Origin of the sequence: Blastochloris tepida (assembly GCF_003966715.1) — a bacterium.
Lineage (GTDB): Bacteria > Pseudomonadota > Alphaproteobacteria > Rhizobiales > Xanthobacteraceae > Blastochloris > Blastochloris tepida.
On the sequence record NZ_AP018907.1, the window covers coordinates 3,878,960 to 3,901,398 of the forward strand.

At 69.2% G+C, this 22,439-nt stretch carries 19 protein-coding genes and 1 other RNA gene; 17 read left to right on the forward strand and 3 right to left on the reverse strand.

All coding sequences use genetic code 11. The features are described from left to right. Positions 1-358: 358 nt before the first annotated feature. The 8 genes from BLTE_RS17605 to BLTE_RS17635 all read left to right on the forward strand — a co-directional run bounded on the left by BLTE_RS17605 (position 359) and on the right by BLTE_RS17635 (position 9,034). Positions 359-2,248, forward strand: a complete 1,890-nt coding sequence (locus tag BLTE_RS17605) for an extracellular solute-binding protein (protein ID WP_126402287.1) — start codon at positions 359-361, stop codon at positions 2,246-2,248. 32 nt (positions 2,249-2,280) lie between these two features. Continuing rightward, positions 2,281-4,176 carry an extracellular solute-binding protein gene (locus BLTE_RS17610; RefSeq protein ID WP_126401908.1) on the forward strand — a complete coding sequence of 632 codons (1,896 nt, stop codon included), beginning with the start codon at positions 2,281-2,283 and terminating at the stop codon, positions 4,174-4,176. Positions 4,177-4,427: 251 nt separating this feature from the next. Further along, positions 4,428-5,543 carry a microcin C ABC transporter permease YejB gene (locus BLTE_RS17615; protein WP_126401909.1) on the forward strand — a complete coding sequence of 372 codons (1,116 nt, stop codon included), beginning with the start codon at positions 4,428-4,430 and terminating at the stop codon, positions 5,541-5,543. Continuing rightward, complete coding sequence (locus tag BLTE_RS17620; protein ID WP_126401910.1) at positions 5,543-6,706, forward strand: ABC transporter permease; 1,164 nt, start codon at positions 5,543-5,545, stop codon at positions 6,704-6,706. Before BLTE_RS17615 ends, BLTE_RS17620 begins: the two co-directional genes overlap by 1 nt. Before the next feature lie 38 nt (positions 6,707-6,744). Next, positions 6,745-6,966: a hypothetical protein gene (locus BLTE_RS17625; RefSeq protein ID WP_126401911.1), complete on the forward strand. Its 222-nt coding sequence runs from the start codon at positions 6,745-6,747 to the stop codon at positions 6,964-6,966. Between the two features lie 6 nt (positions 6,967-6,972). Further along, entirely contained in the window at positions 6,973-7,125 is a 153-nt protein-coding gene (locus BLTE_RS18210; RefSeq protein WP_160140663.1) for a hypothetical protein, read from the forward strand. Then, entirely contained in the window at positions 7,125-7,409 is a 285-nt protein-coding gene (locus BLTE_RS17630) for a type II toxin-antitoxin system VapC family toxin (RefSeq protein ID WP_126401912.1), read from the forward strand. Before BLTE_RS18210 ends, BLTE_RS17630 begins: the two co-directional genes overlap by 1 nt. Beyond that, positions 7,406-9,034, forward strand: coding sequence for an ABC transporter ATP-binding protein (locus BLTE_RS17635; protein WP_126401913.1), 1,629 nt, complete (start codon positions 7,406-7,408; stop codon positions 9,032-9,034). The genes BLTE_RS17630 and BLTE_RS17635 overlap by 4 nt, the downstream gene beginning before the upstream one ends. A 143-nt stretch (positions 9,035-9,177) precedes the next feature. Here BLTE_RS17635 and BLTE_RS17640 read toward each other — a convergent pair whose 3' ends face one another. Then, positions 9,178-9,591, reverse strand: a complete 414-nt coding sequence (locus BLTE_RS17640) for an HIT family protein (protein WP_126401914.1) — start codon at positions 9,589-9,591, stop codon at positions 9,178-9,180. Positions 9,592-9,719: 128 nt separating this feature from the next. On the opposite strand from BLTE_RS17640, the gene BLTE_RS17645 reads away from it, so the two are divergent. From BLTE_RS17645 to recR, 5 genes are all read left to right on the forward strand, one after another. Then, complete coding sequence (locus BLTE_RS17645) at positions 9,720-10,238, forward strand: hypothetical protein (protein WP_126401915.1); 519 nt, start codon at positions 9,720-9,722, stop codon at positions 10,236-10,238. A gap of 82 nt (positions 10,239-10,320) precedes the next feature. After that, an RNA gene (gene ffs, locus BLTE_RS17650) (signal recognition particle sRNA small type) lies at positions 10,321-10,417 on the forward strand. 181 nt (positions 10,418-10,598) lie between these two features. Next, positions 10,599-12,437: a DNA polymerase III subunit gamma/tau gene (locus BLTE_RS17655; RefSeq protein WP_126401916.1), complete on the forward strand. Its 1,839-nt coding sequence runs from the start codon at positions 10,599-10,601 to the stop codon at positions 12,435-12,437. Between the two features lie 57 nt (positions 12,438-12,494). Continuing rightward, complete coding sequence (locus tag BLTE_RS17660; RefSeq protein ID WP_126401917.1) at positions 12,495-12,812, forward strand: YbaB/EbfC family nucleoid-associated protein; 318 nt, start codon at positions 12,495-12,497, stop codon at positions 12,810-12,812. Between the two features lie 334 nt (positions 12,813-13,146). After that, a complete protein-coding gene (gene recR / locus BLTE_RS17665; protein WP_126401918.1) occupies positions 13,147-13,749 on the forward strand; it encodes a recombination mediator RecR in 603 nt (200 codons plus the stop codon). A 13-nt stretch (positions 13,750-13,762) separates the two neighbouring features. Here the strand turns inward: recR and BLTE_RS17670 are convergent, their stop codons facing one another. Continuing rightward, positions 13,763-15,112, reverse strand: a complete 1,350-nt coding sequence (locus tag BLTE_RS17670) for an AmpG family muropeptide MFS transporter (protein ID WP_126401919.1) — start codon at positions 15,110-15,112, stop codon at positions 13,763-13,765. A 614-nt stretch (positions 15,113-15,726) separates the two neighbouring features. Here BLTE_RS17670 and def point away from each other — a divergent pair. Continuing rightward, a complete protein-coding gene (def, locus tag BLTE_RS17675; RefSeq protein ID WP_126402288.1) occupies positions 15,727-16,242 on the forward strand; it encodes a peptide deformylase in 516 nt (171 codons plus the stop codon). Positions 16,243-16,347: 105 nt separating this feature from the next. On the opposite strand, the gene BLTE_RS17680 is transcribed toward def, so the two are convergent. Then, the gene (locus tag BLTE_RS17680; RefSeq protein ID WP_244600046.1) at positions 16,348-16,806 is read right to left on the reverse strand and encodes a MerR family transcriptional regulator; all 459 of its coding nucleotides are present in this window, start codon (positions 16,804-16,806) and stop codon (positions 16,348-16,350) included. 464 nt (positions 16,807-17,270) lie between these two features. Between BLTE_RS17680 and BLTE_RS17685 the strand changes: the two genes are divergently transcribed. The 3 genes from BLTE_RS17685 to BLTE_RS17695 all read left to right on the forward strand — a co-directional run bounded on the left by BLTE_RS17685 (position 17,271) and on the right by BLTE_RS17695 (position 22,439). Beyond that, positions 17,271-20,468 carry an SEL1-like repeat protein gene (locus tag BLTE_RS17685; RefSeq protein ID WP_126401920.1) on the forward strand — a complete coding sequence of 1,066 codons (3,198 nt, stop codon included), beginning with the start codon at positions 17,271-17,273 and terminating at the stop codon, positions 20,466-20,468. A 253-nt stretch (positions 20,469-20,721) separates the two neighbouring features. Continuing rightward, positions 20,722-21,648 carry a sulfite exporter TauE/SafE family protein gene (locus BLTE_RS17690; protein ID WP_165439203.1) on the forward strand — a complete coding sequence of 309 codons (927 nt, stop codon included), beginning with the start codon at positions 20,722-20,724 and terminating at the stop codon, positions 21,646-21,648. Further along, complete coding sequence (locus BLTE_RS17695; RefSeq protein ID WP_244600047.1) at positions 21,645-22,439, forward strand: TIGR02186 family protein; 795 nt, start codon at positions 21,645-21,647, stop codon at positions 22,437-22,439. Before BLTE_RS17690 ends, BLTE_RS17695 begins: the two co-directional genes overlap by 4 nt.

Consider the following 22,439-nt stretch of genomic DNA (forward strand, 5'->3'; position numbering starts at 1 on the left):
ATCGCGCCCCCGTTGCCTCTGCCGGAACGGCTGGCGCCGCTTATAAGGGTTGGCCGGGAGGGCGCAACGTGGTTGGCTTGCGCAGCCGGCGGGCGGGCGATCGTGTCGCCTGCGACCATCGCGTGGCGCGGACACAAAATCGCGCCATAATTGTCGCATCAGACCATTTCCGGGACCCTCTCGCGGGCTTCCGGGCAATCCTGCCGAAACCCCTTGTTCGAAAACGGGATCTTCGGCAACCGGACTGCGGAACTTCGGCCCTTGGGCCGGAGACCCGATCAGAGACGCCCCCCGGTCCTTCCGGTTTCGACCATTTGGAGCATTTCGCGTGGCCTGGCTCGATTTCCGTGCTGTTCGCTTGCCCGTTGCCGTCTGTGCGGCCTTCCTTGCCGCCGCGCTGGCTGCGGCCCCCGCCCACGCCCAGGAGGCGGCCAAGGACGCCGCCGGGGCCGCCGCCCCCGCCAAGGTCTGGCGCCACGGCCTGTCGCTGCTCGGCGAGCCCAAGGAGAAGCCGGACTTCGCCCATTTCGGCTATGTCAATCCGGCGGCGCCCAAGGGCGGCACGGCGCGGCTCGCCGCCATGGGCACGTTCGACAATCTCAATCCGGTGGTCGCCAATGTCCGCGGCAACATCGCCATGGGCCTCGACCTGATCTACGACACGCTGATGACCCCGTCTTCCGACGAGGTCGGCACCGCCTATGGGCTCCTGGCCGAGGCGGTGTCGTTCCCGCCCGACTTCTCCTCCGTCAGCTACCGGCTGCGGCCCGAGGCGCGCTGGCATGACGGCAAGCCGGTCACGCCCGAGGACGTGATCTGGTCGTTCGAGGTCTGGCGCAAGAACTCGCCGACCTCCCAGCGCTACTACCAGCATGTGAAATCGGTGGCGAAGACCGGCCCGCACGAGGTGACCTTCACCTTCGACGAGCCCGGCAACCGCGAGCTGCCGCAGATCGTCGGCGAGTTCCAGGTGATGCCACGGCACTGGTGGGAGGGTACCGATTCCTCCGGCAAGAAGCGCGACATCACCGCCACCACGCTGGAGGCGCCGCTCGGCGGCGGCGCCTACCGCATCAAGTCGGCCGAGCCGGGCCGCACCATCGTCTATGAGCGCGTGCCGGATTATTGGGGTGCCAAGCTGCCGGTCAATGTCGGCATCAACAATTTCGACGAGATCCGCTTCGAGTATTTCCGCGACACCACGGTGGCGCTGGAGGCGTTCAAGGCCGACCAGCTCGACTGGCGCACCGAATCGAGCGCCAAGGACTGGGCCACGGCCTACGACTTTCCGGCGGTGGCCGAGAAGCGGGTGGTGCTTGAGGAGTTCCCGATCCGCAATCTCGGCATCATGCAGGCGTTCGCGTTCAACCTGCGCCGCGAGAAGTTCCAGGACTGGCGGGTGCGCCGCGCCTTCGACCTCGCCTTCGACTTCGAGGATCTGAACCAGGCGCTGTTCTACGGCCAGTACCACCGCATCGGCAGCTATTTCGACGGCACCGAGCTTGCCGCCTCCGGCGTGCCCGCGGGCAAGGAGCTGGAGATGCTGGAGGCTGTGCGCGACAAGGTGCCACCGGCTTTGTTCACCGAGCCCTACCCGACGCCCAAGGGCGGCAGCCCGGAGGCGACCCGCGCCAATCTGCGCGAGGCGCTGAAGCTGCTGGGCGAGGCCGGCTGGGAGGTGAAGGACCGGCGGCTGACCAATGTGAAGACCGGCGAGCCGTTCATGGTCGAGTTCCTGATCGCGCAGCCGAACTTCGAGCGGGTGGTGCTGCGCTACAAGCCCTCGCTGGAGCGGCTCGGCATCGTCGTGTCGGTGCGCACCGTCGACGAGACCCAGTACCAGAACCGGCTGCGCCAGTTCGATTTCGACATCGTCGTCAATTCCTGGGGCCAGTCGCTGTCGCCCGGCAATGAGCAGCGCTACTTCTGGGGCTCGGAGGCAGCCGACGTGCCCGGCACCGGCAATGTCGGCGGCATCCGGAACCCGGCGGTCGATGCGCTGATCGAGCGGGTGATCTTCGCCAAGACCCGCGAGGAGCTGGTGGCGGCCACCCGCGCGCTCGACCGCGTTCTGATGTGGAACCACTACGTCGTGCCGCAGTGGACCTACGGCAAGCAGCGTACCGCGCGCTGGGACCGCTTCGCCCGGCCCGAGCGCATGCCGGCCTATGGCGCCGCGTCGTTCCCGACCATCTGGTGGTGGGATGCCGAGAGGGCGGAGAAGACCCGCCAGCCCGCGCGGCCCTGAACGCCGCGACCCCTCCAGCCAAAGGGCCGCCCATGACCGTGCTTCGCCTGACCCGCCGCGGCACGCTCGCGGTATTTGCCGGGGCCGCCGCAAGCCCGTTCGCAACAAGCCCGTTCGCAGCCCGCGCCGGCGCGGCCGCGTCGCCCCCCGCGGCGGCCGCGCCGGTCCCCGAAGTCCACGGCATGTCCGCCTTCGGCGACCTGAAGTATCCGGCCGGGTTCTCGCATTTCGACTATGTCGACCCCGAGGCGCCCAAGGGCGGCTCGTTCTCGCAGATCGGCCCGACCTTCGCCTACAACCAGAATCCCAACACCTTCAACACGCTCAACATGTTCGTGCTGCGCGGCGACGGCGCGCAGGGGCTGGAGCGGACGTTCGCGTCGCTGATGGCGCGGGCGCTCGACGAGCCGGATGCGATGTACGGCCTCGCCGCGCAGGCGGTGGCGATCGATCCCAAGGGGCTCGACGTGCGCTTCCGCCTGCGGCCGGGCATCACCTTCCACGACGGCACGCCGATCACGGCCGAGGACGTGGTGTTCTCGCTCGACATCCTGAAGCGGGAGGGGCACCCGCGCATCACCCAGGTGCTGAACCGGCTGGAGAGCGCGAGCGCCGAGGGCGACGTGGTGGCGGTGCGCTTCGCGCCCGACCGGGCCCGCGATGCGCCGCTCTTTGTCGCCGGCCTGCCGATCCTGTCGAAGGCCTATTATGCCGGCAAGACGTTCGACGCCGCGACGCTGGAGCCGCCGCTCGGCTCCGGCCCCTACCGGGTCGGGCGGATGGAGCCCGGCCGCTTCATCGAGTACGAGCGGGTGAAGGACTGGTGGGGCGCCGACCTGCCGGCGATGCGCGGCACCAACAATTTCGACGTCATCCGCTACGAGTATTTCCGCGACCGCGACGTCGGCTTCGAGGCGTTCAAGGCCGGCGAGTACCTGTTCCGGGAGGAGTTCACCTCGCGGGTATGGGCGCGCGGCTACGACTTCCCGGCGCTCAAGGACCGCCGGGTGGTGCGCGACGAGACGCCCGACAACACGCCGTCTGGCACCCAGGGCTGGTTCCTCAACACGCGGCGCGCGGTGTTCAAGGACCGGCGGGTGCGCGAGGCGCTGCAGTTCGCGTTCGATTTCGAGTGGGTCAACCAGAACGTGATGTTCGGCTCGTACCTGCGCGCCTACTCGTTCTTTCAGAACTCCAACCTCGAGGCGCACGGCGCCCCCGACGTGGACGAACTGGCGCTGCTGGAGCCGCTGCGCGACCGGCTGGATCCGGAGGTGTTCGGCGCCGCGGTGATGCCGCCGGTGAGCGACGGCTCGGGCCAGGACCGCTCGCTGCTGCGGCGGGCGTCGCAGCTCCTCGACGCGGCGGGCTGGCGCGTCGAGGGCGGCCGTCGGGTCAATGACCGCGGCGAGCGGCTCGCCATCGAGTTCCTGATGTTCGAGCGCAGCTTCGAGCCGCACCATGCCGCTTTGATCAAGAACCTCAAGCTTATCGGAGTCGAGGGGACGATGCGTCTCGTCGATCCGGTGCAGTACCAAGCGCGCCGCGCCGACTTCGATTTCGACGCCATCGTCCAGCGCTTCAATCTCGGCCCGACGCCCGGCGAGGTGCTGCGCTCGCTGTTCGCCTCGTCGGCGGCCGGGCTCAAGGGGTCCGACAACCTCGCCGGCGTCGCCGATCCGGCAGTGGACCTGCTGATCGAGGCGGCGCTGTCGGCGCCGACCCGTGCCGACCTCGTCGCCGCCTGCCGGGCGCTCGACCGCGTGCTGCGCGCCGGCCGCTATTGGGTGCCGCACTGGTACAAGGCGAGCCACTGGCTGGCCTATTGGGACGTGTTCGGCCGGCCGGCGGCCAAGCCGCACTATGACCGCGGCGTGCCGGAAACCTGGTGGCGCGACGCTGCCAAATCCGCAAGGATCGGGCGTTGAGGGCCGTTCCGTCCGCACCGCAAGACGGCACGATACCTCTCGCATCGTGACGACACTTGCATCGTGATGAGCCTTGCATCGTGACGCAGGAACCGTTTCCGGCATCCCGAAAGGATTAACCGGAAACCGTATGATACGGTTCTCCGGCCGGACCGGCCGGATTTCGTATCGCCCGCCGCGCGATCCGACGACCGCCCGGCATCCTCGCCCGCAAGGCGTAGAGGACCAGGGCGCCCGCAGGAAGGACACCCATGACGGCCTACATCATCCGCCGCCTGCTCCTGATGGTCCCGACGCTGCTCGGCATCATGCTGGTGTCGTTCCTGGTGGTGCAGTTCGCGCCGGGCGGGCCGATCGAGCGCATCATCGCCCAGGTGTCGGGCACCGACGTCTCCGCCACCGCCCGCTTCACCGGCCAGGGCTCGGGCGATTTCAGCGCGGGCGCGCGGCGCGAAGGCGCGGGCGGCGCCGACGTGACGCTGTCGAAATACCGCGGCGCCCAGGGCCTCGACCCCGAATTCATCAAGCAGCTCGAAGCGCAGTTCGGCTTCGACAAGCCGGCGCACGAGCGCTTCCTGATCATGCTGTCGAACTATGTCCAGTTCGACTTCGGCAAGAGCTATTTCCGCGACATCAGGGTGGTCGATCTGATCAAGGAGAAGCTGCCGGTGTCGATCTCGCTCGGCATCTGGATGACGCTGCTCACCTATCTGATCTCGATTCCGCTCGGCATCCGGAAGGCGATCCGCGACGGTTCGAACTTCGATGTCTGGAGCTCAGGCGTCATCGTCGTCGGCTACGCCGTGCCGGGCTTCCTGTTCGCCATCCTGCTCATCATCCTGTTTGCCGGCGGCTCGTTCTTCTCGTGGTTCCCGCTGCGCGGGCTGGTCTCCGACAATTGGCACGAGCTGTCGCTCGGTGCCAAGGTCGTCGATTACTTCTGGCACCTCGCGCTGCCGCTGGTGTCGATGGCGCTGTCGTCGTTCGCCACCATGACGCTGCTGACCAAGAACTCGTTCCTCGACGAGATCCGGAAGCAATATGTGCTGACGGCGCGGATGAAGGGCTGCGGCGAGACGCGGGTGCTCTACGGCCACATCTTCCGCAACGCCATGCTGATCGTCATCGCCGGCTTTCCCGGCGCCTTCGTCAGCGCCTTCTTCACCGGCTCGCTGCTGATCGAGACCATCTTCTCGCTCGACGGGCTGGGCCTTCTCGGCTTCGAAAGCGTGCTGAACCGCGACTATGCCGTGGTGTTCGCCACGCTCTATATCTATTCGCTGGTCGGGCTCGTGGTGAACCTGATCTCCGACCTCACCTACACCTGGGTCGATCCACGCATCGACTTCGAGGCGCGCGAGGTGTGATGGACGCGACCCCTGACACGACGCTTGAGCTTCAGTCCTCCAGCCCGGCGCCGCGGCGCGGCCGGTTCGCGCTGTCGCCGCTCAACCGGCGGCGGCTCGCCAATTTCCGTGCCAACCGGCGGGGCTACTGGGCGTTCTGGATCTTCACGGTGCTGTTCATCGTGTCGCTGTTCGCCGAGTTCGTCGCCAACGACCGGCCATTTCTGGTGAAGTATGATGGGCGCTATTACGTGCCGGTGCTGTTCAACTATTCGGAGACGACGTTCGGCGGCGATTTCGAGACCAATGCCGACTATCGCGATCCCTATCTCGTCAAGCAGATCGACAAGACCGGCGGCTGGATGATCTGGCCGCCGATCCGCTACCGCTACGACACCCACAATCTCGATCTGCCGACCCCGGCGCCCTCGCCGCCGACCTGGATGCTGACCGAGGCGCAGTGCGAGGCGGTGGCGGCGAAGAAGGGCGTCGCCGGCTGCAGCGGCCTGGAGATGAACTGGCTCGGCACCGACGATCAGGGCCGCGACTTGGTGGCGCGGCTGATCTATGGCTTCCGCCTGTCGGTGCTGTTCGGGCTGACGCTGACCATCATTTCCTCGGCCATCGGCGTCGCCGCAGGCGCGGTGCAGGGCTATTTCGGCGGCTGGACCGACCTCCTGTTCCAGCGGGTCATCGAGATCTGGACGGCGATCCCCTCGCTCTACCTGCTTCTCATCATCTCCTCGGTGCTGGTGCCGGGCTTCTTCGTGCTGCTCGGGATTCTGCTGCTGTTCTCCTGGGTCTCGCTGGTTGGCCTGGTGCGGGCGGAATTCCTGCGCGGGCGAAATTTCGAGTACGTGCAGGCGGCGCGCGCGCTCGGCGTCTCCAACTCCTCGATCATGTTCCGGCATCTGTTGCCCAACGCCATGGTGGCGACGCTGACCTTTCTGCCCTTCATCCTGTCGGGGGCGGTGATGACGCTGACCGCGCTCGACTTTCTGGGCTTCGGCCTGCCGCCGGGCTCGCCCTCGCTGGGCGAGCTGTTGGCCCAGGGCAAAGCCAACGTTCAGGCGCCCTGGCTCGGCCTCACCGGCTTCTTCGCCGTGGCGATCATGCTGTCGCTCCTGATCTTCATCGGCGAGGCGGTGCGCGACGCCTTCGACCCGCGAAAGACGTTCGGGTGAGGGTGCGGTAGGATGCGGCCGAGTGACGGAGTCGCCAGATGAACAGGATCGTGCGGGAGAACTATCCGGCCTCCAAGCTGCCGGAGGATCTGCGGGGGGATATCGAGCCCGGCGCGAGCGTCACCGTGACCGTCGTTGCCGAAACCAGGGGCGCGCCGCAACGCTTCGCCGAGCTGCGGCAGAGGCTGGGCCAGGGTCGCCTCTCGCTGGTGGATGCCGTCGAACGGGTGCGGAAGATCCGCGAAGGCGAGGCGTTCTAGGTCCCGATGCTGCGCCTTTATCTGGACGCCAACGCGGTCATTGGCCTTGCCGAGGGAACGGGCGACGGCATTGAGGCCCTGGGCCGAATGCTCGATCTTGGGCTCGATGGCCGGCTGATCCTGGTCAGTTCGCGCTGGTTCTCGGTGAGGTGCTGGTGATGCCGATTGCCGACAGGAACGAGACGTTGCTCAAGTTCTATGGACAAGACCTGTCGCGATATGTCGACCTGCGCGATATCGACGACGGCGTGATCCGTCAGGCCGCCGCCATCCGGGCGAAATGGCGAACCGTCAAGTTGCCCGACGCCCTTCACTTGGCGACCGCAGAGCTGACCGGCTGCGCCGTCATTGTCAGCGCCGATAAGCGCCTCCCGGCCGATTTCAGCGTCCCTCGCTGCGACCCGGCCACGGACCTTGATTTGTTGCTGGATCGGCTCCCATGACCCACCCCCTCCTCACCGTCGAAGACCTGTCCGTCGCCTTCCGGCAGGGGGCGCGCGAGACGCTGGCGGTCGACCGCATCTCCTTCACCGTCAACAAGGGCGAGACGGTCGCGCTGGTCGGCGAATCGGGCTCGGGCAAGTCGGTCTCGGCGCTGTCGATCCTGAAGCTCCTGCCCTATCCGGCCGCCTTCCACCCCTCGGGCCGTGTGCGCTTCAAGGGCGAGGACCTGCTCGACCTCGCCGAGCGCGACATCCGGCGGGTGCGCGGCGACGACATCACCATGGTGTTTCAGGAGCCGATGAGCTCGCTCAACCCGCTCCACACCATCGAGAAGCAGATCGGCGAGATCATCGAGATGCACCGGCCCCTGCGCGGCGCCGCGGTGCGGGCGCGCATCCTCGAGCTTCTCGCCCAGGTCGGCATTCCCGATCCGGCGACGCGGCTCGGCAGCTATCCACACCAGCTCTCGGGCGGCCAGCGCCAGCGGGTGATGATCGCCATGGCGCTCGCCAACGAGCCCGACCTCTTGATCGCCGACGAGCCGACCACCGCGCTCGACGTCACGGTGCAGGCCCAGATCCTCACTTTGCTGAAGGAGTTGCAGGCGCGGCTCGGCATGGCGATCCTGTTTATCACCCACGATCTCGGCATCGTGAAGAAGATCGCCGACCGGGTGTGCGTGATGAACCGGGGCAGGATCGTCGAGCAGGGGCCGGTCGCGCGCGTCTTCGAGGCGCCCGAGCACCCCTATACCAGGGCGCTGATGGCGGCCGAGCCCAAGGGCGAGCCGGCGCCGCCCCGGCCCGAGGCGCCGGTGGTGGTGGAGACACGGGATCTCAAGGTGTGGTTCCCGATCCGGCGCGGCGTGCTGCGGCGCACGGTCGGCCACATCAAGGCGGTGGACGGGGTGTCGCTCGCCATCCGCAAGGGCGAAACGCTGGGCGTGGTCGGCGAATCGGGCTCGGGCAAGACCACGCTCGGCCTCGCCATCCTGCGGCTGATCTCCTCCGACGGCCCGATCGTGTTCATGGGCGCGCCGGTGCAGGGTCTCGGCTTCAAGGAGATGCGGCCGCACCGGCGCAACATGCAGATCGTGTTCCAGGACCCTTACGGCTCGCTGAGCCCGCGCATGTCGGTCGAGGACATCATTGCCGAGGGGCTGCTCGTCCATCAGCCCAAGCTCACCGAGGCCGAGCGGGCGGCGCGGGTGGTGGCGGCGCTTGAGGATGTCGGGCTCGACCCGGAGACGCGGTTCCGCTACCCGCACGAATTCTCCGGCGGCCAGCGCCAGCGCATCGCGGTGGCCCGCGCCATGGTGCTGGAGCCGTCCTTCGTGGTGCTGGACGAGCCGACCAGCGCGCTCGACATGCTGGTGCAGGCCCAGATCGTTGATCTGCTGCGCGACCTGCAGCGGCGGCGCGACCTCACCTTCCTGTTCATCTCGCACGACCTCAAGGTGGTGGCGGCGCTGGCCAGCCGCCTCTTGGTGATGAAGGCGGGCAAGGTGGTGGAGGAGGGGCCGGCCGAGCGGCTGTTCCGGGCGCCCGAGACCCCCTACACGCGGGCGCTGTTCGCCGCCGCCTTCGCGCTGGAGACCGCCGGGGAGGGCGCCGCCAGCCAGTGATACGGTTTCCGGCTGATCAAGCCTTCGAGCCGTATTCCGGTCGCCGAAAATCCCGTTATCGAACAAGGGATTTTCGGCGAGACCGTTTCCGGTATCCCGAAGGGATCAACCGGAAACGGTATGAGGTCCGCCCCGCCGAAAAATCACACCGCGAGGCTCGCTCGCAGCGACTTCACCAGCGATTCGCGGGCTTCGGCGGCGTAGGGTACCCGCACGCCCTTGCCCCACACCGGGTCCGGCCAGGCCGCGTCGCCGCGGAAGCGGGCGATGACGTGAACGTGAAGCTGCGGTACCTGGTTGCCCAGCGTCGCCACATTGAGCTTGGTGCAGCCGGTGGTCTCCTTGAGCGCGCTCGATGCGGCGGCGATCTCCTCGATCAGCACCGCCCGGTCGGCCGGCGCGATGTCGATCAGGTCGACGACGCCGGCAAGGCGCGGAATCAGCAGGAGCCAGGGGAAGCGGGCATCGTCGACCAGCCGCACCACGGACAGCGGCAGGTCGGCCAGCGGAACGCTGCCCTGCTCAAGGCGCGCATCCATCGCGAAAGAAAGCGTCATGGGACTATCCTTCGAACCTTGCCTTCGAACCTTGTCGTTAGAATTTGTGACTAAGACGCATGAAACCAGCCCGGTCTGGGGCCGTTGTGAGACAGGGAAGCTCATTCATGCGCCACGGTGAACCTCCGATGAAACACGATAGGGATCGGCAGCGGTTCGATCGCCGCCGGCTGCTGGCCGGGGCGGTGCTGGCCGGCGCCCTCTTCGCCGGCTGGGGGCCGGGTGCGCTGCGGCCGGCCCAGGCCGCCTCGTCCGACGATCCGGTCGCACTGGTGCGAAGCGTCTACACCAAGGCGGAGGCGAACGGCCTGCCCGAGCGGGATTTCGTGGCGCTGCTCAGCGCCGACCTGCGGCGGCTGTGGCAGGCGCGGGCCAAGCCGGTCGGCCTCGCCGAGGCCGAGCGGCTGCGGGCGGCGGTGTTCGGCCCCGGTGCCGGAAGCGACCTTGCGGTGAAGCGCGTCACCAATATTCCGGGCCTGCCGAAGGAGCGCATGGTCGCGGTCGAGTTCCTGATGGGCAGCGAGCCGCGGCAGGTGTTCGTCCACCTCGCGCCGGCCGATGGCGGCTGGACCATCATCAACATCATCTACGACCAGGGCGACGACTTCCGCCGCATCGCCGAGCAGGGCTCGCGGACGGCGAGCTGAGGGCGCGAGGCCGGGGATATCCGGACAGTCCCGATCATCTGCCGGCTTGCCATCGCGGCGCGGGCAGACGATATAGGGGCCGGGAGGTTGGCGGTGGACGGACCACTCGCCAACCGGGTCAGGTCCGGAAGGAAGCAGCCCTAACGAGACCGGGCCGGGTCGCTCGTCCAACCTCCCACTTTCGACCAGTCGCCCAAGACCTGCGGCCAGTCGCCTGAGAGCTGCCGCTCGAAAGAGCCGTTGCTGCTCGAACGAGATTTGGCACGAGAAAGAGATTTGCCGCTCGCGCTGGACCTGCCGCTCGCCAGCGCCGGTTCGTTCCCGTGAGGCCGCGAGCGCCGACGAGGCCGCTTCCCCGCGATGACCGACGCGACCCCGCTTCCCCTCCCGGCGCACGGCCAGGCCCCCGCCGGGCCGGAGACGGCGTTGCAGGCGGGCGTGCCGCCGCCGGCCGCCGCCGGCTACCGGGTGCTGGCCCGCAAGTACCGCCCGCAGCGCTTCGAGGATCTGATCGGCCAGGAGGCGATGGTCCGCACCATCGGCAATGCCTTCTCGACCGGCCGCATTCCCCAGGCGTGGATCCTCACCGGCGTGCGCGGCGTCGGCAAGACCACCACCGCGCGTATCCTCGCCCGCGCCCTGAACTATGAGGCGCCGGGCGTCACCGGCCCGACCATCGAGCTTCCCGCCGAGGGCGTGCATTGCCGCGCCATCATGGAGAGCCGGCACGTCGACGTGATCGAGATCGACGCCGCCTCCCACAATGGGGTCGCCGACATCCGCGAGCTCACCGACAATTCGCGCTACCGGCCGGTCTCGGCGCGCATGAAGGTCTATATCGTCGACGAGGTGCATATGCTCTCGACGGCGGCCTTCAACGCGCTCCTGAAGACGCTGGAAGAGCCGCCCGAGCACGTGAAGTTCATCTTCGCCACCACCGAGATCCGCAAGGTTCCGGTGACGGTGCTGTCGCGCTGCCAGCGCTTCGACCTGCGCCGCATCGAGGGCGGCGTGCTGGTGCGCCATCTCGCCGGCATCTGCGACAAGGAGGGCGTCGCCGCAGAGCCCGAGGCGCTGGCGGTGATCGCCCGCGCCGCCGAAGGCTCGGTGCGCGATTCGCTGTCGCTGCTCGATCAGGCGATCGCCCACGGCGCCGGCCGCATCGAGGCGGAAGCGGTGCGCACCATGCTGGGGCTCGCCGACCGCGCCCGCATCATCGACCTCTACGAGGCGCTGATGCGCGGCAACATGGCGGCCGCCTTGAGCGAGTTCCGCGCCCAGTACGATGCCGGCGCCGACCCGGCGTCGATCCTGGTCGATCTCGCCGACTTCACCCACCTCGTCACCCGCGTGAAGATCGTGCCGGCGGTGGCCGACGATCCGGCGCTGGTCGAGGCCGAGCGCCGGGCCGCCCGGGAGCTTGCCGGCGCGCTGTCGATGCGGGTGCTGGGGCGGGCCTGGCAGATGCTGTCGAAGGGCATCGCCGAGGTGAACGCCGCGGCCCGGCCGGTGCAGGCGGCCGAGATGGTGCTGGTGCGCATCGCCTATGCCGCCGACCTGCCGACGCCGGACGAGGCGCTGCGCAGGCTCGCCGAGCTTGCCAATGGAAATGCTGCGCCATCCCTGTCGGCGGGGCCCAATGGCGGGGCGCGCGCCCAGCTCGTCGCCCCAGTCGGCGGCTCGATCGGCGGTCCGGTGGCGAGCGCGCTGGCGCGGCCTTCGCCGCAGGCAGAGGCGGGGATACGCCTCGAGACGTTCGAGGAGCTGGTGGCGCTGGCGGCAAGCCGCCGCGACATCCTGCTCAAGACCCAGCTCGAGACCGGGGTGCGGCTGGTCGCCTTCCAGGACGGGCGGCTGGAGATCGCGCTGGCCGGCGCCTCGCCGTCGATCATCGCCGAACTGGGCGAGAAGCTGAGGACGTGGACCGGGCGGCGCTGGGTGGTGACGCTGTCGCGCGAGGGCGGCGGCCAGACGCTCGCCGAGAAGCGCGCGGCCGAGCATGCGCGGATGCGCCACGACATCAGCGCCCACCCGGCGGTGCGCGCGGTGATGGAACACTTTCCCGGCGCGGAGATCGTCGAGGTGCGGCGGTTGGCCCCCGAACCGCCGGCCCCCGGCGACGGACCGGACGGCAGGGACCCCGACGACATGGGCCTCGACGGCCCGTTCGCCGACCCCGACGAGGACGACGCGTTCTGACGGACGCCGGAGCCTGAGACGAAGACCCGAGATCAACGAGCAGCAAGAGGGGACGACATGGATATCATGGGAATGATGGGCAAGGCCAAGCAACTCCAGGCCAAGCTCGAGGCGCTGCAGGCCGAGATGGACACCATCGAGGTCGACGGATCGTCCGGCGGCGGGCTGGTGACCTGCCGCACCACCGCCAAGGGCGAGTTGCGGGCGCTGTCGATCGACCCCAGCCTGCTCAAGCCCGAGGAGAAGGAAGTCGTCGAGGATCTGGTCATTGCCGCGATCGCCGATGCCCGCAAGAAGGGCGAGGCGGCGATGGCCGAGAAGGTGTCGGCGCTGGCCGGCGGCCTGCCGCTGCCTCCCGGCATGAAGCTGTTCTGAACAGCAACCGGTCGTCCCCGGCGAGCACCGCGAAGCGGTGCGAGGGAAGGGGACCCAAGGACCATGATGTCTCGGGTGGGGCTGAGCGGCCGCCTTTGCGACGAGCGTTGTGTTTTTCTGCGGCGTGGTTCTTGGGTTCCCTTCCCGACCGCCTGACGGCGGTCGCCGGGAACGACCGGTGGCGTCTCCGCGCCGACTTCTCCAGCGGCTGCAAGATGTGGATTCCGGGCGACCCATTCGGGATCCCGGAGAGGCTCTCGCCAAGAGCATCTGTCTGTTGTGGTTGACGACCGCTCCGCGTTGGCGCCGCAAAACCCTTGAACATTATCCCCCGATGCCTGCTGCCGCCGGTCCCGAGATCGAACGTCTGGTCCAGCTCCTGGCCCGCCTGCCGGGGCTCGGGCCGCGCTCGGCGCGACGCGCCGTGCTGCATCTGATCAAGAAGCGCGAGCAGCTGATGGCGCCGCTCGCCACCGCGCTCGATGACGCGCTGGCCAAGGTCTCGGTCTGCCGCATCTGCGGCAATATCGACTCGGTCAATCCCTGCAGCGTCTGCGCCGACCCGCGGCGCGATCCGAGCCTGCTGGTGGTGGTCGAGGACGTCGCCGACCTGTGGGCGCTGGAGCGGGCCTCGGTGATCCAGGCGCGCTACCATGTGCTGGGCGGCACGCTTTCGCCGCTCGACGGCGTCGGGCCGGACGACCTCAATCTCGCCGGTCTCGTCGGGCGGGTGACGGGGAGCGATGTGCGCGAGGTGATTCTGGCGCTCGACGCCACCGTCGACGGCCAGACCACCGCCCATTACGTCACCGACCTGCTGCGCCCCACCGGCGTCAAGGTCTCGCGCCTCGCCCATGGCGTACCGGTCGGCGGCGAGCTCGATTATCTCGACGAGGGCACGCTGGCCCAGGCGCTGCGCGCCCGCACGCCGGCGTGAGGCCTGCGCCTTCCTACTTTGCCTTGGCCCGGTCGGCCTGATCGAGTCCGGCGAAATGGCCGCGCACCTGCAGGACGGCCAGCAGCACGAGACCGGGCACCGCGGCGAGCGACGACAGCGCGAAGAACATCGGCCAGCCGGTCGCCTCTGCCACATAGCCGGCGCCGGCCGAGAGATACGTCCGCCCCACCGCGGCGAGCGCGGTCAGGAGCGCGTACTGGGTTGCGGTGTGGGCCGGGCTCCAGCACAGCGCCGACAGATAGGCGACGAAGATCACCGTGCCGATGGCGCCGGCGAAATTCTCGGCGATGATCGCCGCGGACAGCGCCCACAGATTGGTGCCGGCGAAGGCGAGCCCCACGAACACCAGATTCGAGACCATCTGCAGCAGCGCGCCGACCCACAGCGCGGTGGCGAGCGGCAGCGCGCGGGCGATGAAGCCGCCGGCAAAGCCGCCGATGAGGGTCGCCGCCAGCCCGACGCCCTTGACGATGGCGGCGTATTCGTCGCGCGTGAAGCCGAGGTCGATGACGAAGGGCGCGGTCATGGTGCCGGCGAAGGCATCGCAGAACTTGAACAGCACCACGAAGGCCAGCACGGCGACCGCCAGATCGCGGGTCAGGAACTCGGAGAAGGCGCCGGCCGCGGCCTTGGCCACCCGCACCAGCGCGCCGTCGCCGGCCTGCTGGCGGATGGCCTCGGCCGAGCGATCGGGCTCGGTGGCGAGAAGCGTGGTGACGAGGCCCGCCGCCATCAGCGCCGCCATGGCGAGATAGCCGGCGGTCCAGGCGCCGGCCCGGTCGAAGCCGTAACGCTCGAAGCCGGTGACCAGGAACAGGGCGCCGGCGGTCGAGGCGAGCATGCCGAGCCGGTAGGCGGCGACATAGCTCGCCATGCCGGCGGCCTGCTCGCGCTCGTCGAGGCTCTCGACACGGAAGGCGTCGATGACGATGTCCTGGGTGGCCGAGGCGGCGGCGACCAGGAGCGCGCCGAACGCCACCGCCCAGGGCGAGACGGCGGGATCGCGGGTGGCGAGCAGCACGATGGCGCCGATCAGCAGGATCTGGGAAAAGATCAGCCAGCCGCGCCGCCGGCCGAGCAGGCGCGACAGCACCGGCACGTTCAGCGCGTCCACCACCGGCGCCCACAGGAACTTGACCGTGTAGGGCGTGCCGACCAACGCGAACAGGCCGATGGTGCCGAGATCGACATTGGCCTCGCGCATCCACACCAGCAGCGTCGAGCCGGACAGCGCCAGCGGCAGGCCGGAGGCGAAGCCGAGAAACAGCACGATGAGCACGCGCGGCCGCAGATAGACGGCGAGCGTGTCCATCCAGTCGGCGTGGGACGGGGTGGCGGTCATGCGGCGGATCGCTGGTGCGCCGCAGGGCGCGGCGGGTGACGGGAGCCGGCAGTCTGGCGATTCGCGCGGCTCGCGCAAATCCGTTTCGGCAGCGGCGTCCGCGCTCGGGGCGCCGGCAGCGCGCGGGGCATCGCGCCTGGGCCGGCGGGAGACGGAATGGTCGCGGATGCAACCAAAGGCTTTGCGGCAGTGCACGATGCGGCGGCGGTTCGCCCCGGCCGGCGGGACGCTGCCGGAGCGGCGCGGTGACACCATGATACCGCGCGAAGCTGCCGGGGCTGTTCCGAACAGAACGGGAACGTTTCGGCAAAAAGAGAGGCCGGTACGGCGTCATCCGATGACGAAGCGCGTACCGGCCTTTGAGTCTCGGGAAGACCACGGTGCAACTCGACGACAGACGGACAAGACGCGATCTTGAATCGGCAGCGTCCGCCGGTCGCCGTGTCAACCAGGCGGGCGGATATGACCATGCGCGAGTGCAGTGCACATTGACATGAATCAGGCCGCCGCTACGGTCTAATGCCTACACGCGATGCGGGTGGCCGGGCCTGGCGGCGGCAAAAGCGTTGGGCCCGTTCGTTGACCCGCCGGGTTCCATCGCCTATTTCGCCTGTATGGCCATTCGCGACATTCTTGTTCTGCCCGATCCCCGGCTCAGGCTGACCTCGGCGCCCGTCGAGGCCGTCGACGACACCGTGCGGCGTCTCATCGACGACATGTTCGAGACCATGTACGACGCGCCCGGCATCGGGCTGGCGGCGATCCAGGTCGGCGAGCCGCGCCGCATCGTCACCATCGATCCCGCCCGCAAGGGCGAGGAGAAGCGGCCGCTGGTGCTGATCAATCCGGAGGTGGTGTGGTCCTCGGAGGAGAAGCGCTGCCACGAGGAGGGCTGCCTGTCGATCCCGGACTATTATGAGACGGTCGAGCGGCCGGACCGGGTGCGGGTGCGTTTCCTCGACCGCACCGGCGCGCCGCAGGAGCAGGAGTTTTCCGGCATCCTCTCCACCTGCATCCAGCACGAGATCGACCACCTCAATGGCGGCCTGTTCATCGACTACATCTCGCGCCTCAAGCGCGAGCGGGTGATGAAGAAGTTCACCAAACAGGCGCGCCGCGCCGCAGAGTGATCAGAGCCACCGAATGATCAGTCGGTCGCACCGCGCCGCCGGGTGATGAGCCCGGCGCGCCGGTCGCGTGCAGCGGGAGGCCGGCCCTCGGGGCCGGATGCCGCGTCAGTCCGCCGGGGTGAGACGGCCGGCGCTGCTGCAGAGCGGCAGGCTGCTGCGCAGCTCCGCAATCGCCTCGTCGATCTCCTGGCGCTGCTTCTCGAGCACGGCGATCTGCTGCAGGATCGTCTCCTGCGACAACGCCAGATTGGCGGCATCGTCGCGGCCCTCGTGCAGGGCGATCATCGCCTTGATCTCGGACAGCGTGAATCCGTAGCGCTTGCCCTTGAGAATGAGGACCAGCCGGTTGCGGTCGGTGCCGCTGTAGAGGCGGGTCAGGCCTTCCCGCTTCGGGCTGAGCAGGCCCTTGTCTTCGTAAAAACGCAGCGCCCTTAAGGTTACGCCGAACTCCCGAGCGAGGTCGCCAATCGTGAAATAATCGGATCGATTCGCGATCTTGGTTTCGCTGTACCCTGTGCGTGCCTCGACGCCGCTTGCGGCGATTTCGTGCTCTTTCATCATCATCCCAACTCTTGTTTATCTTTATTGTGCGAATCCGTTCCGCCCGTGGACCTTCGGAAAGACGGTCACTTGTGAAAGGGCCGTCAACGGCTGCAGTCCCTGCAACTACCGTTCTGTAGGAAATTACCTCCAAAAGTGTCTCGTTCCGCACATACGCAATTTCCTCGTCTCACATGCAACAGGAAAGAGCAGACCCCCTATCCGAGCGGAATGATTAATTAGACTAATTCAAAATTCCCCCGTGTTGAAGAGACTGCGCCGCCGCACCGTCCGTCAACGGGGGATTGAGGCCGAAACGACACACGTTGCCTCAACGCAAAGGTGCCACTGAAGTTGCATCGGCGTTAACCGTACATTTACCGTGGCAGGAAAAAGTGCGCGGGGACGCACAGCGCCCGCGTGCCGCCGGCAATTCCGGCTCCGGCGGCCCATCCAGCGGTGCCGGCAAACGCCCGACGGGTTTGACCATGACGCAAAGTGGATCGTGGAACCGACGCAGCACCGCTCCCGACGCGGCCGCGGATCTTGCCGCCGACGCGCTGGATGCCGCGCGGGCGGCGGCGGAGCGGGAAGGAGTTTCCCTGGAGCGCTGGCTTGAGCGCGCGCTTCAGGCCGAGGGCGGCGAGCCGGGCGAGCGCAGCGCTCCGCGGCGCGCCGCCGCCAGCGAGCGCCCCGAAGGACCGGATGTCCGGCGCGAGCCGCCGGCCCGCGAGCCCGAACCGCCCGCGCCCGGCGCCGAGGGGGTTGCGGCCGCGCTCGGCGAGGTGTCGCGCCGACTCAATGCTCTGCTTGGCGAGGTCGCCGGCGCGCCGCCGCGCGGCGCCGCACATCCGCGCGACGGCCTGGGACGGCCGGCCGGCCGCACCGGTTCGGAGCGGCGCAGCGGCCTGGAATCGCCGCAGCTCGATCTCCACCGCCGGCTGAACGAGCTTGCCGGCAATATCGAAGCCATGAACGAGCGTCTGTACAGCGCGGCCGAGGCGCGGCCGGGCCGGCGCCCGCTGCTCGACTCGGCGGTGGCCGAGATCAATGCCCGCCAGCGCCTGCTCGACGAGCGGGCGGGCCTGCGCGGCTACCGCTCCGATTATGATGAGGTGGCATCGCTGCGCCGCGACGTCTCCGAACTGTCGCGCAGCGTCAGCTATCTGTCGCCCTGCCGTTCGCTGGAGGCGCTCGACGCCTCGGTGCGGGCGCTGCACGCGCACGTCGAGGCGACCGCCCAGCCGGCGATCGACATCGACCAGCTCAACGACATGACGCGCATGCTGATCGAGGTGCGCGAGGGCGTGCGCGAGATGCAGGCCGAGGCCGGCATCGCCGCGCTCGGCGAGGAGCTGAAGGGCCTGCACCAGCGCTTCGACGCCCTCGACGAATCGCGACTGGAGCCGGGGGCGATCGACCGCCTCACCGGCCAGATCAGCGAGCTGCGGGCCACGCTCGAACAGTTTCCCGCCCTCACCGCCGCCGACGGCTTCACCGGCGAGCTGCAGCAGCTTGCGGCCAAGGCCGAGCGCATCGGCAGCGTGCTGGAGGATGCCGCCGCCGCACTCGAGACCCTGGAGGGGCTCGACCGCAAGATCGACAAGCTTGAGGAGTCGCTGGCCGCGACCTCGGCCGGCAGCGCCGAGGACGAGGCGCTGGAGGAGATTCGCGAGCGGCTCGACCGCCTGCAGGTCGCGCTCGAGAACACCGTCCGCAATGCGCCGATCGCCGTCGAGCGCTCGATGCTGCTCTTGGTCGACAAGCTCGATCGCCTCCAGGCGCTGGTCGCCGACGGTCCGGATCTCGGCTCGATCGACTCGCGTCTCGAGCAGATCGTCGAGCGGCTCGACCAGTCGGACAGCCGCCTCGGCCAGCTCGACGCGATCGAGCGCGGCCTGAACGACCTGTTCGCGCAGATCGAGGAATCGCGCTGCAGCGCCATCGACGCGGCGCGCGACGCGGTGCGCAATCTCGGCATGACGCCGGTCAACGACCTGATGCGCGACCTGTCGGAGCTGCGCACGGCCCAGCGCGAAACCGAGGTGCGCACCCACGGCACGCTGGAGACGGTGCACGGCACCCTGGAGCGGGTGGTCGACCGGCTGGCGATGCTGGAGGAGGACATTGCGCGCCGCGGCGATGCGGCGCCCGGCGAGCGGGCCGAGCGCCCGGCCGCCGTCCCGCCGCCCGCTGCTTCGGTGGCACCGGCGGCGCAGGTGGCCGAGGCCGCATCTGCGCTGGTGCGCGATCTGCCGCCGGCACTTGCGCCGGACCTTTCGTCGGATCTTGGGCCGGGGCTTGCACCGAATCTTGCGCCGGAGCCGGTGTCCGAGCTGCCGCCCGATTTGCCGCTCGAACCCGGCTCGCGCATGCCGCTGCTGCGGAGCGGAACGGTCGCCACCGGGGCCGCCGCAGGCGCCGCCGCGCCCGGTCTCGGCGCCAAGCCGCTGTCGGATGCCACCTCCAAGGCGAGCTTCATCGCCGCCGCCCGCCGCGCCGCCCAGCAGGCGACCGCCGAAGGGATGCCGCCCGCCGCCGCGTCGGACGACGATCCGGCCGAGAGCGGCGTGCGCGCCGCGCTCGCCCGCCACCGGACGCTGATCCTGGCCGGCGTGGTGCTGATGGTGATGGCCGCCGCCGCGCCGATCGTCCTGCCGCCGATGCTCGGCAAGCTGTCGAAGGCGCCGAAGGCCGAAGCCCCGGCGATCGAGGCGCCGGCCACCGTGCCGTCCGCGCCGCCGGGCGATCCGGCGCAAGTGCCGGCGGCTGGGCCGGCCCAGGCACCCGCCGAAACGCCTGCCGTGGCGCCTAACGTTCCTGGGCCGCAATCGTCCCTCCAGCGCGATCCGGTCATCGCCCAGGCGCCGTCGTCCGGCGTCGTGCAGCCGGCCCTCTCCGCCGCGTCGATGCCGGCGTTCTCGGCCGGGCTCCTGGGCAGCAGCGATCCCGACATCACCGGCTCGACCCAGCCGGCCGCCGTCACGCTCGCCCCCACCGCGCCGCAACCGCTGCCGGCGGCGATCGGCCCGCAGGCGCTGCGCGAGGCGGCGCTGGCCGGGGATGCGGCGGCCCAGTTCGAGATCGCCACCCGCTATGCCGAAGGCCGCGGCGTGCCGCAGAGCTTCTCCGAGGCCCTGCGCTGGTACGAGCGCGCGGCGCAGCAGGGCTCGATCCCGGCGGCCTACCGCCTCGGCAGCCTCTACGAGAAGGGCCAGGGCGTGACCCGCGACCTCGTCAAGGCGCGCAGCCACTACACGCGCGCCGCCGAGGCCGGCAACGCCAAGGCCATCCACAATCTCGCGGTGCTGTACGCCGAGGGGATCGACGGCAAGCCGGACTACCGGCAGGCCGGCCAGCTGTTCCGCCGCGCCGCCGATCACGGCCTGCGCGACAGCCAGTACAATCTCGGCATCCTCTATGCCCGCGGCCTGGGCGTGGAGCAGAACATGGCCGAGTCGTTCAAGTGGTTCGCACTGGCGGCGAGCCAGGGCGATACCGAGGCGCAGAAGAAGCGCGACGACGTTGCCGGCCGGCTCGATGCCCAGACCCTGCTCGCCGCCCGGCTGGCGGTGCAGACCTGGGCGCCGCAGCCGCTCGATCCGGCCGCCAACGAGGTCCGCCCCTCAGCCGACTGGGACCGCGCCGCCGGCACGCCGAGCCGGAAGGCCATCGGCCGCTCCTGAGCGCCGCCGGGGCCGCGGCCTGCGGCCGTGACCGAGTTTGAATAATAAACGAGGCGCCGGCAGGCCATGCCGGCGCCTCGTTCGTTCGGGCGTCCGCCAGCCTGGGCTTGACCGGTGTTAGGGACGAATTTCGCCCCGTGTGGCCGGTGGAGCACGACGCGACCGTCCGGATCCCGTATGAAGCGGTTGCGGAAGGTCCGGCGTGCGCTTCGGGCGAGCCCGGGCCTTCGGTTGCGTTGCAAGGCCGAACCCCGTGCAGATCTATCTCCCGATCGCGGAACTGCCCGTGAACGTGTTCCTCATTCTCGGAATGGGGATCGCGGTCGGGTTCATCTCCGGCATGTTCGGCGTCGGCGGCGGGTTCCTGATGACGCCGCTGCTGATCTTCGTCGGCATTCCGCCGGCGGTGTCGGTGGTCACCGTCACCGCCCACATGGCGGCGTCCTCGGCGTCGGGCGCGATCGCCTATTGGCGGAAGGGGACGATCGATTTCGGCCTTGCCGGGGTGCTGCTGCTCGGCGGCATGGTCGGCACCGGGCTCGGCGTGTGGGTGTTCACCATCCTGCGCCGGTTCGGCCAGCTCGAACTGGCGATCGGCATCTCCTACGTGCTGCTGCTTGGCATCATCGGCAGCCTGATGATCGGCGAGAGCGTGCGGGCCATCCTGCGCAGCCGACGCAAGACGGCACAGCCGCCGCGGCTGGCGGCCAAGCCCTGGTGGTTCGCCGAGCTGCCGCTCCGCATGCACTTCCGCCGCTCCAACCTCGACGTCTCGGCCCTGCCTGTGCTGGCGATCGGCGGCGCCATCGGCTTTCTCGGCGCGGTGATGGGCATCAGCGGCGGCTTCATGCTGGTGCCGGCGCTGATCTACCTGCTGCGTGTGCCGACCGGCGTGGTGCTCGGCACCTCGCTGGTGCTGACGCTCGCCACCATGCTGGCGGCGGTGCTGATGCACGCGCTCTCCAGCCTGTCGCTCGATGTCGTGCTCGCCCTGATCCTGATGGTCGGCGGGGTGATGGGGGCGCAGTTCGGCGCCCGCGCCGGGCAGGCGATGCGCGGCGAGCAGCTTCGCCTGCTGCTCGGGCTCCTGGTCCTGGCGGTGGGGCTGCGCTTCCTGGTCGATCTGGCGCTGCCGCCGGAGGAGATGTTCACCGTGCTGCAGACGGAGCGGGTGCGGTGAGGGCGCCAGCCCCGGTGCGCCTCGCCGTCGCGGCGCTGCTGGCGCTTCCGGCTTTGCTTCTGCTGCCGGCGGCGGCCATGGCCGAGAAGCTGGTGATCTCGCTCTCCACCGACCGGGTGCAGATCGCCTCCAACTTCACCGGCGACGACATCGCGGTGTTCGGCAGCATCGACCTGCCGGCCTATCTCACCGAAGGCATCGCCTACGACGTGGTGGTGACGGTGCAGGGGCCGCGCCAGTCCTTCACCACCCGCCGCAAGGAGCGGGTGCTCGGGTTGTGGGTCAATGTCGATTCGCGCGAGTTCGTGGAGGCGCCGGCCTATCTCGCGGTGCTGTCCAACCGGCCGCTGGCCGACATCGCCGATGGCGACGTGCAGCGGCGCGAGCGGCTCGGCATCGCCAATGTGCGCCTGCTGCAGCGCATCGGCCCCGACTATGCCGACACCGTGGCCGACGACGTGTTCCGCCAGGCCTTCGTGCGCATCCGTGGTGGCGAGGGCCTCTATATCGAGAGCGATGCCGACGTGTCGTTCCTCACCGGCACGGTGTTCCGCGCCACCGTGCCGCTGCCGCCGAACGTGCCGACCGGCCGCTTCGACGTCGACGTCAAGGTGTTCGCCGCCGGCCAGCTCGTGGCGCGCGATCAGGCGGCGCTGACCATCAGCAAGGTTGGGTTCGAGCATTTCGTCGCGGTCTATGCCCACGACCATGCGCTCATCTACGGCCTCGCCGTGGCGCTGATGGCACTCGGCACCGGCTGGCTGGCGAGCGTGATCTTCCGGCGGGATTGA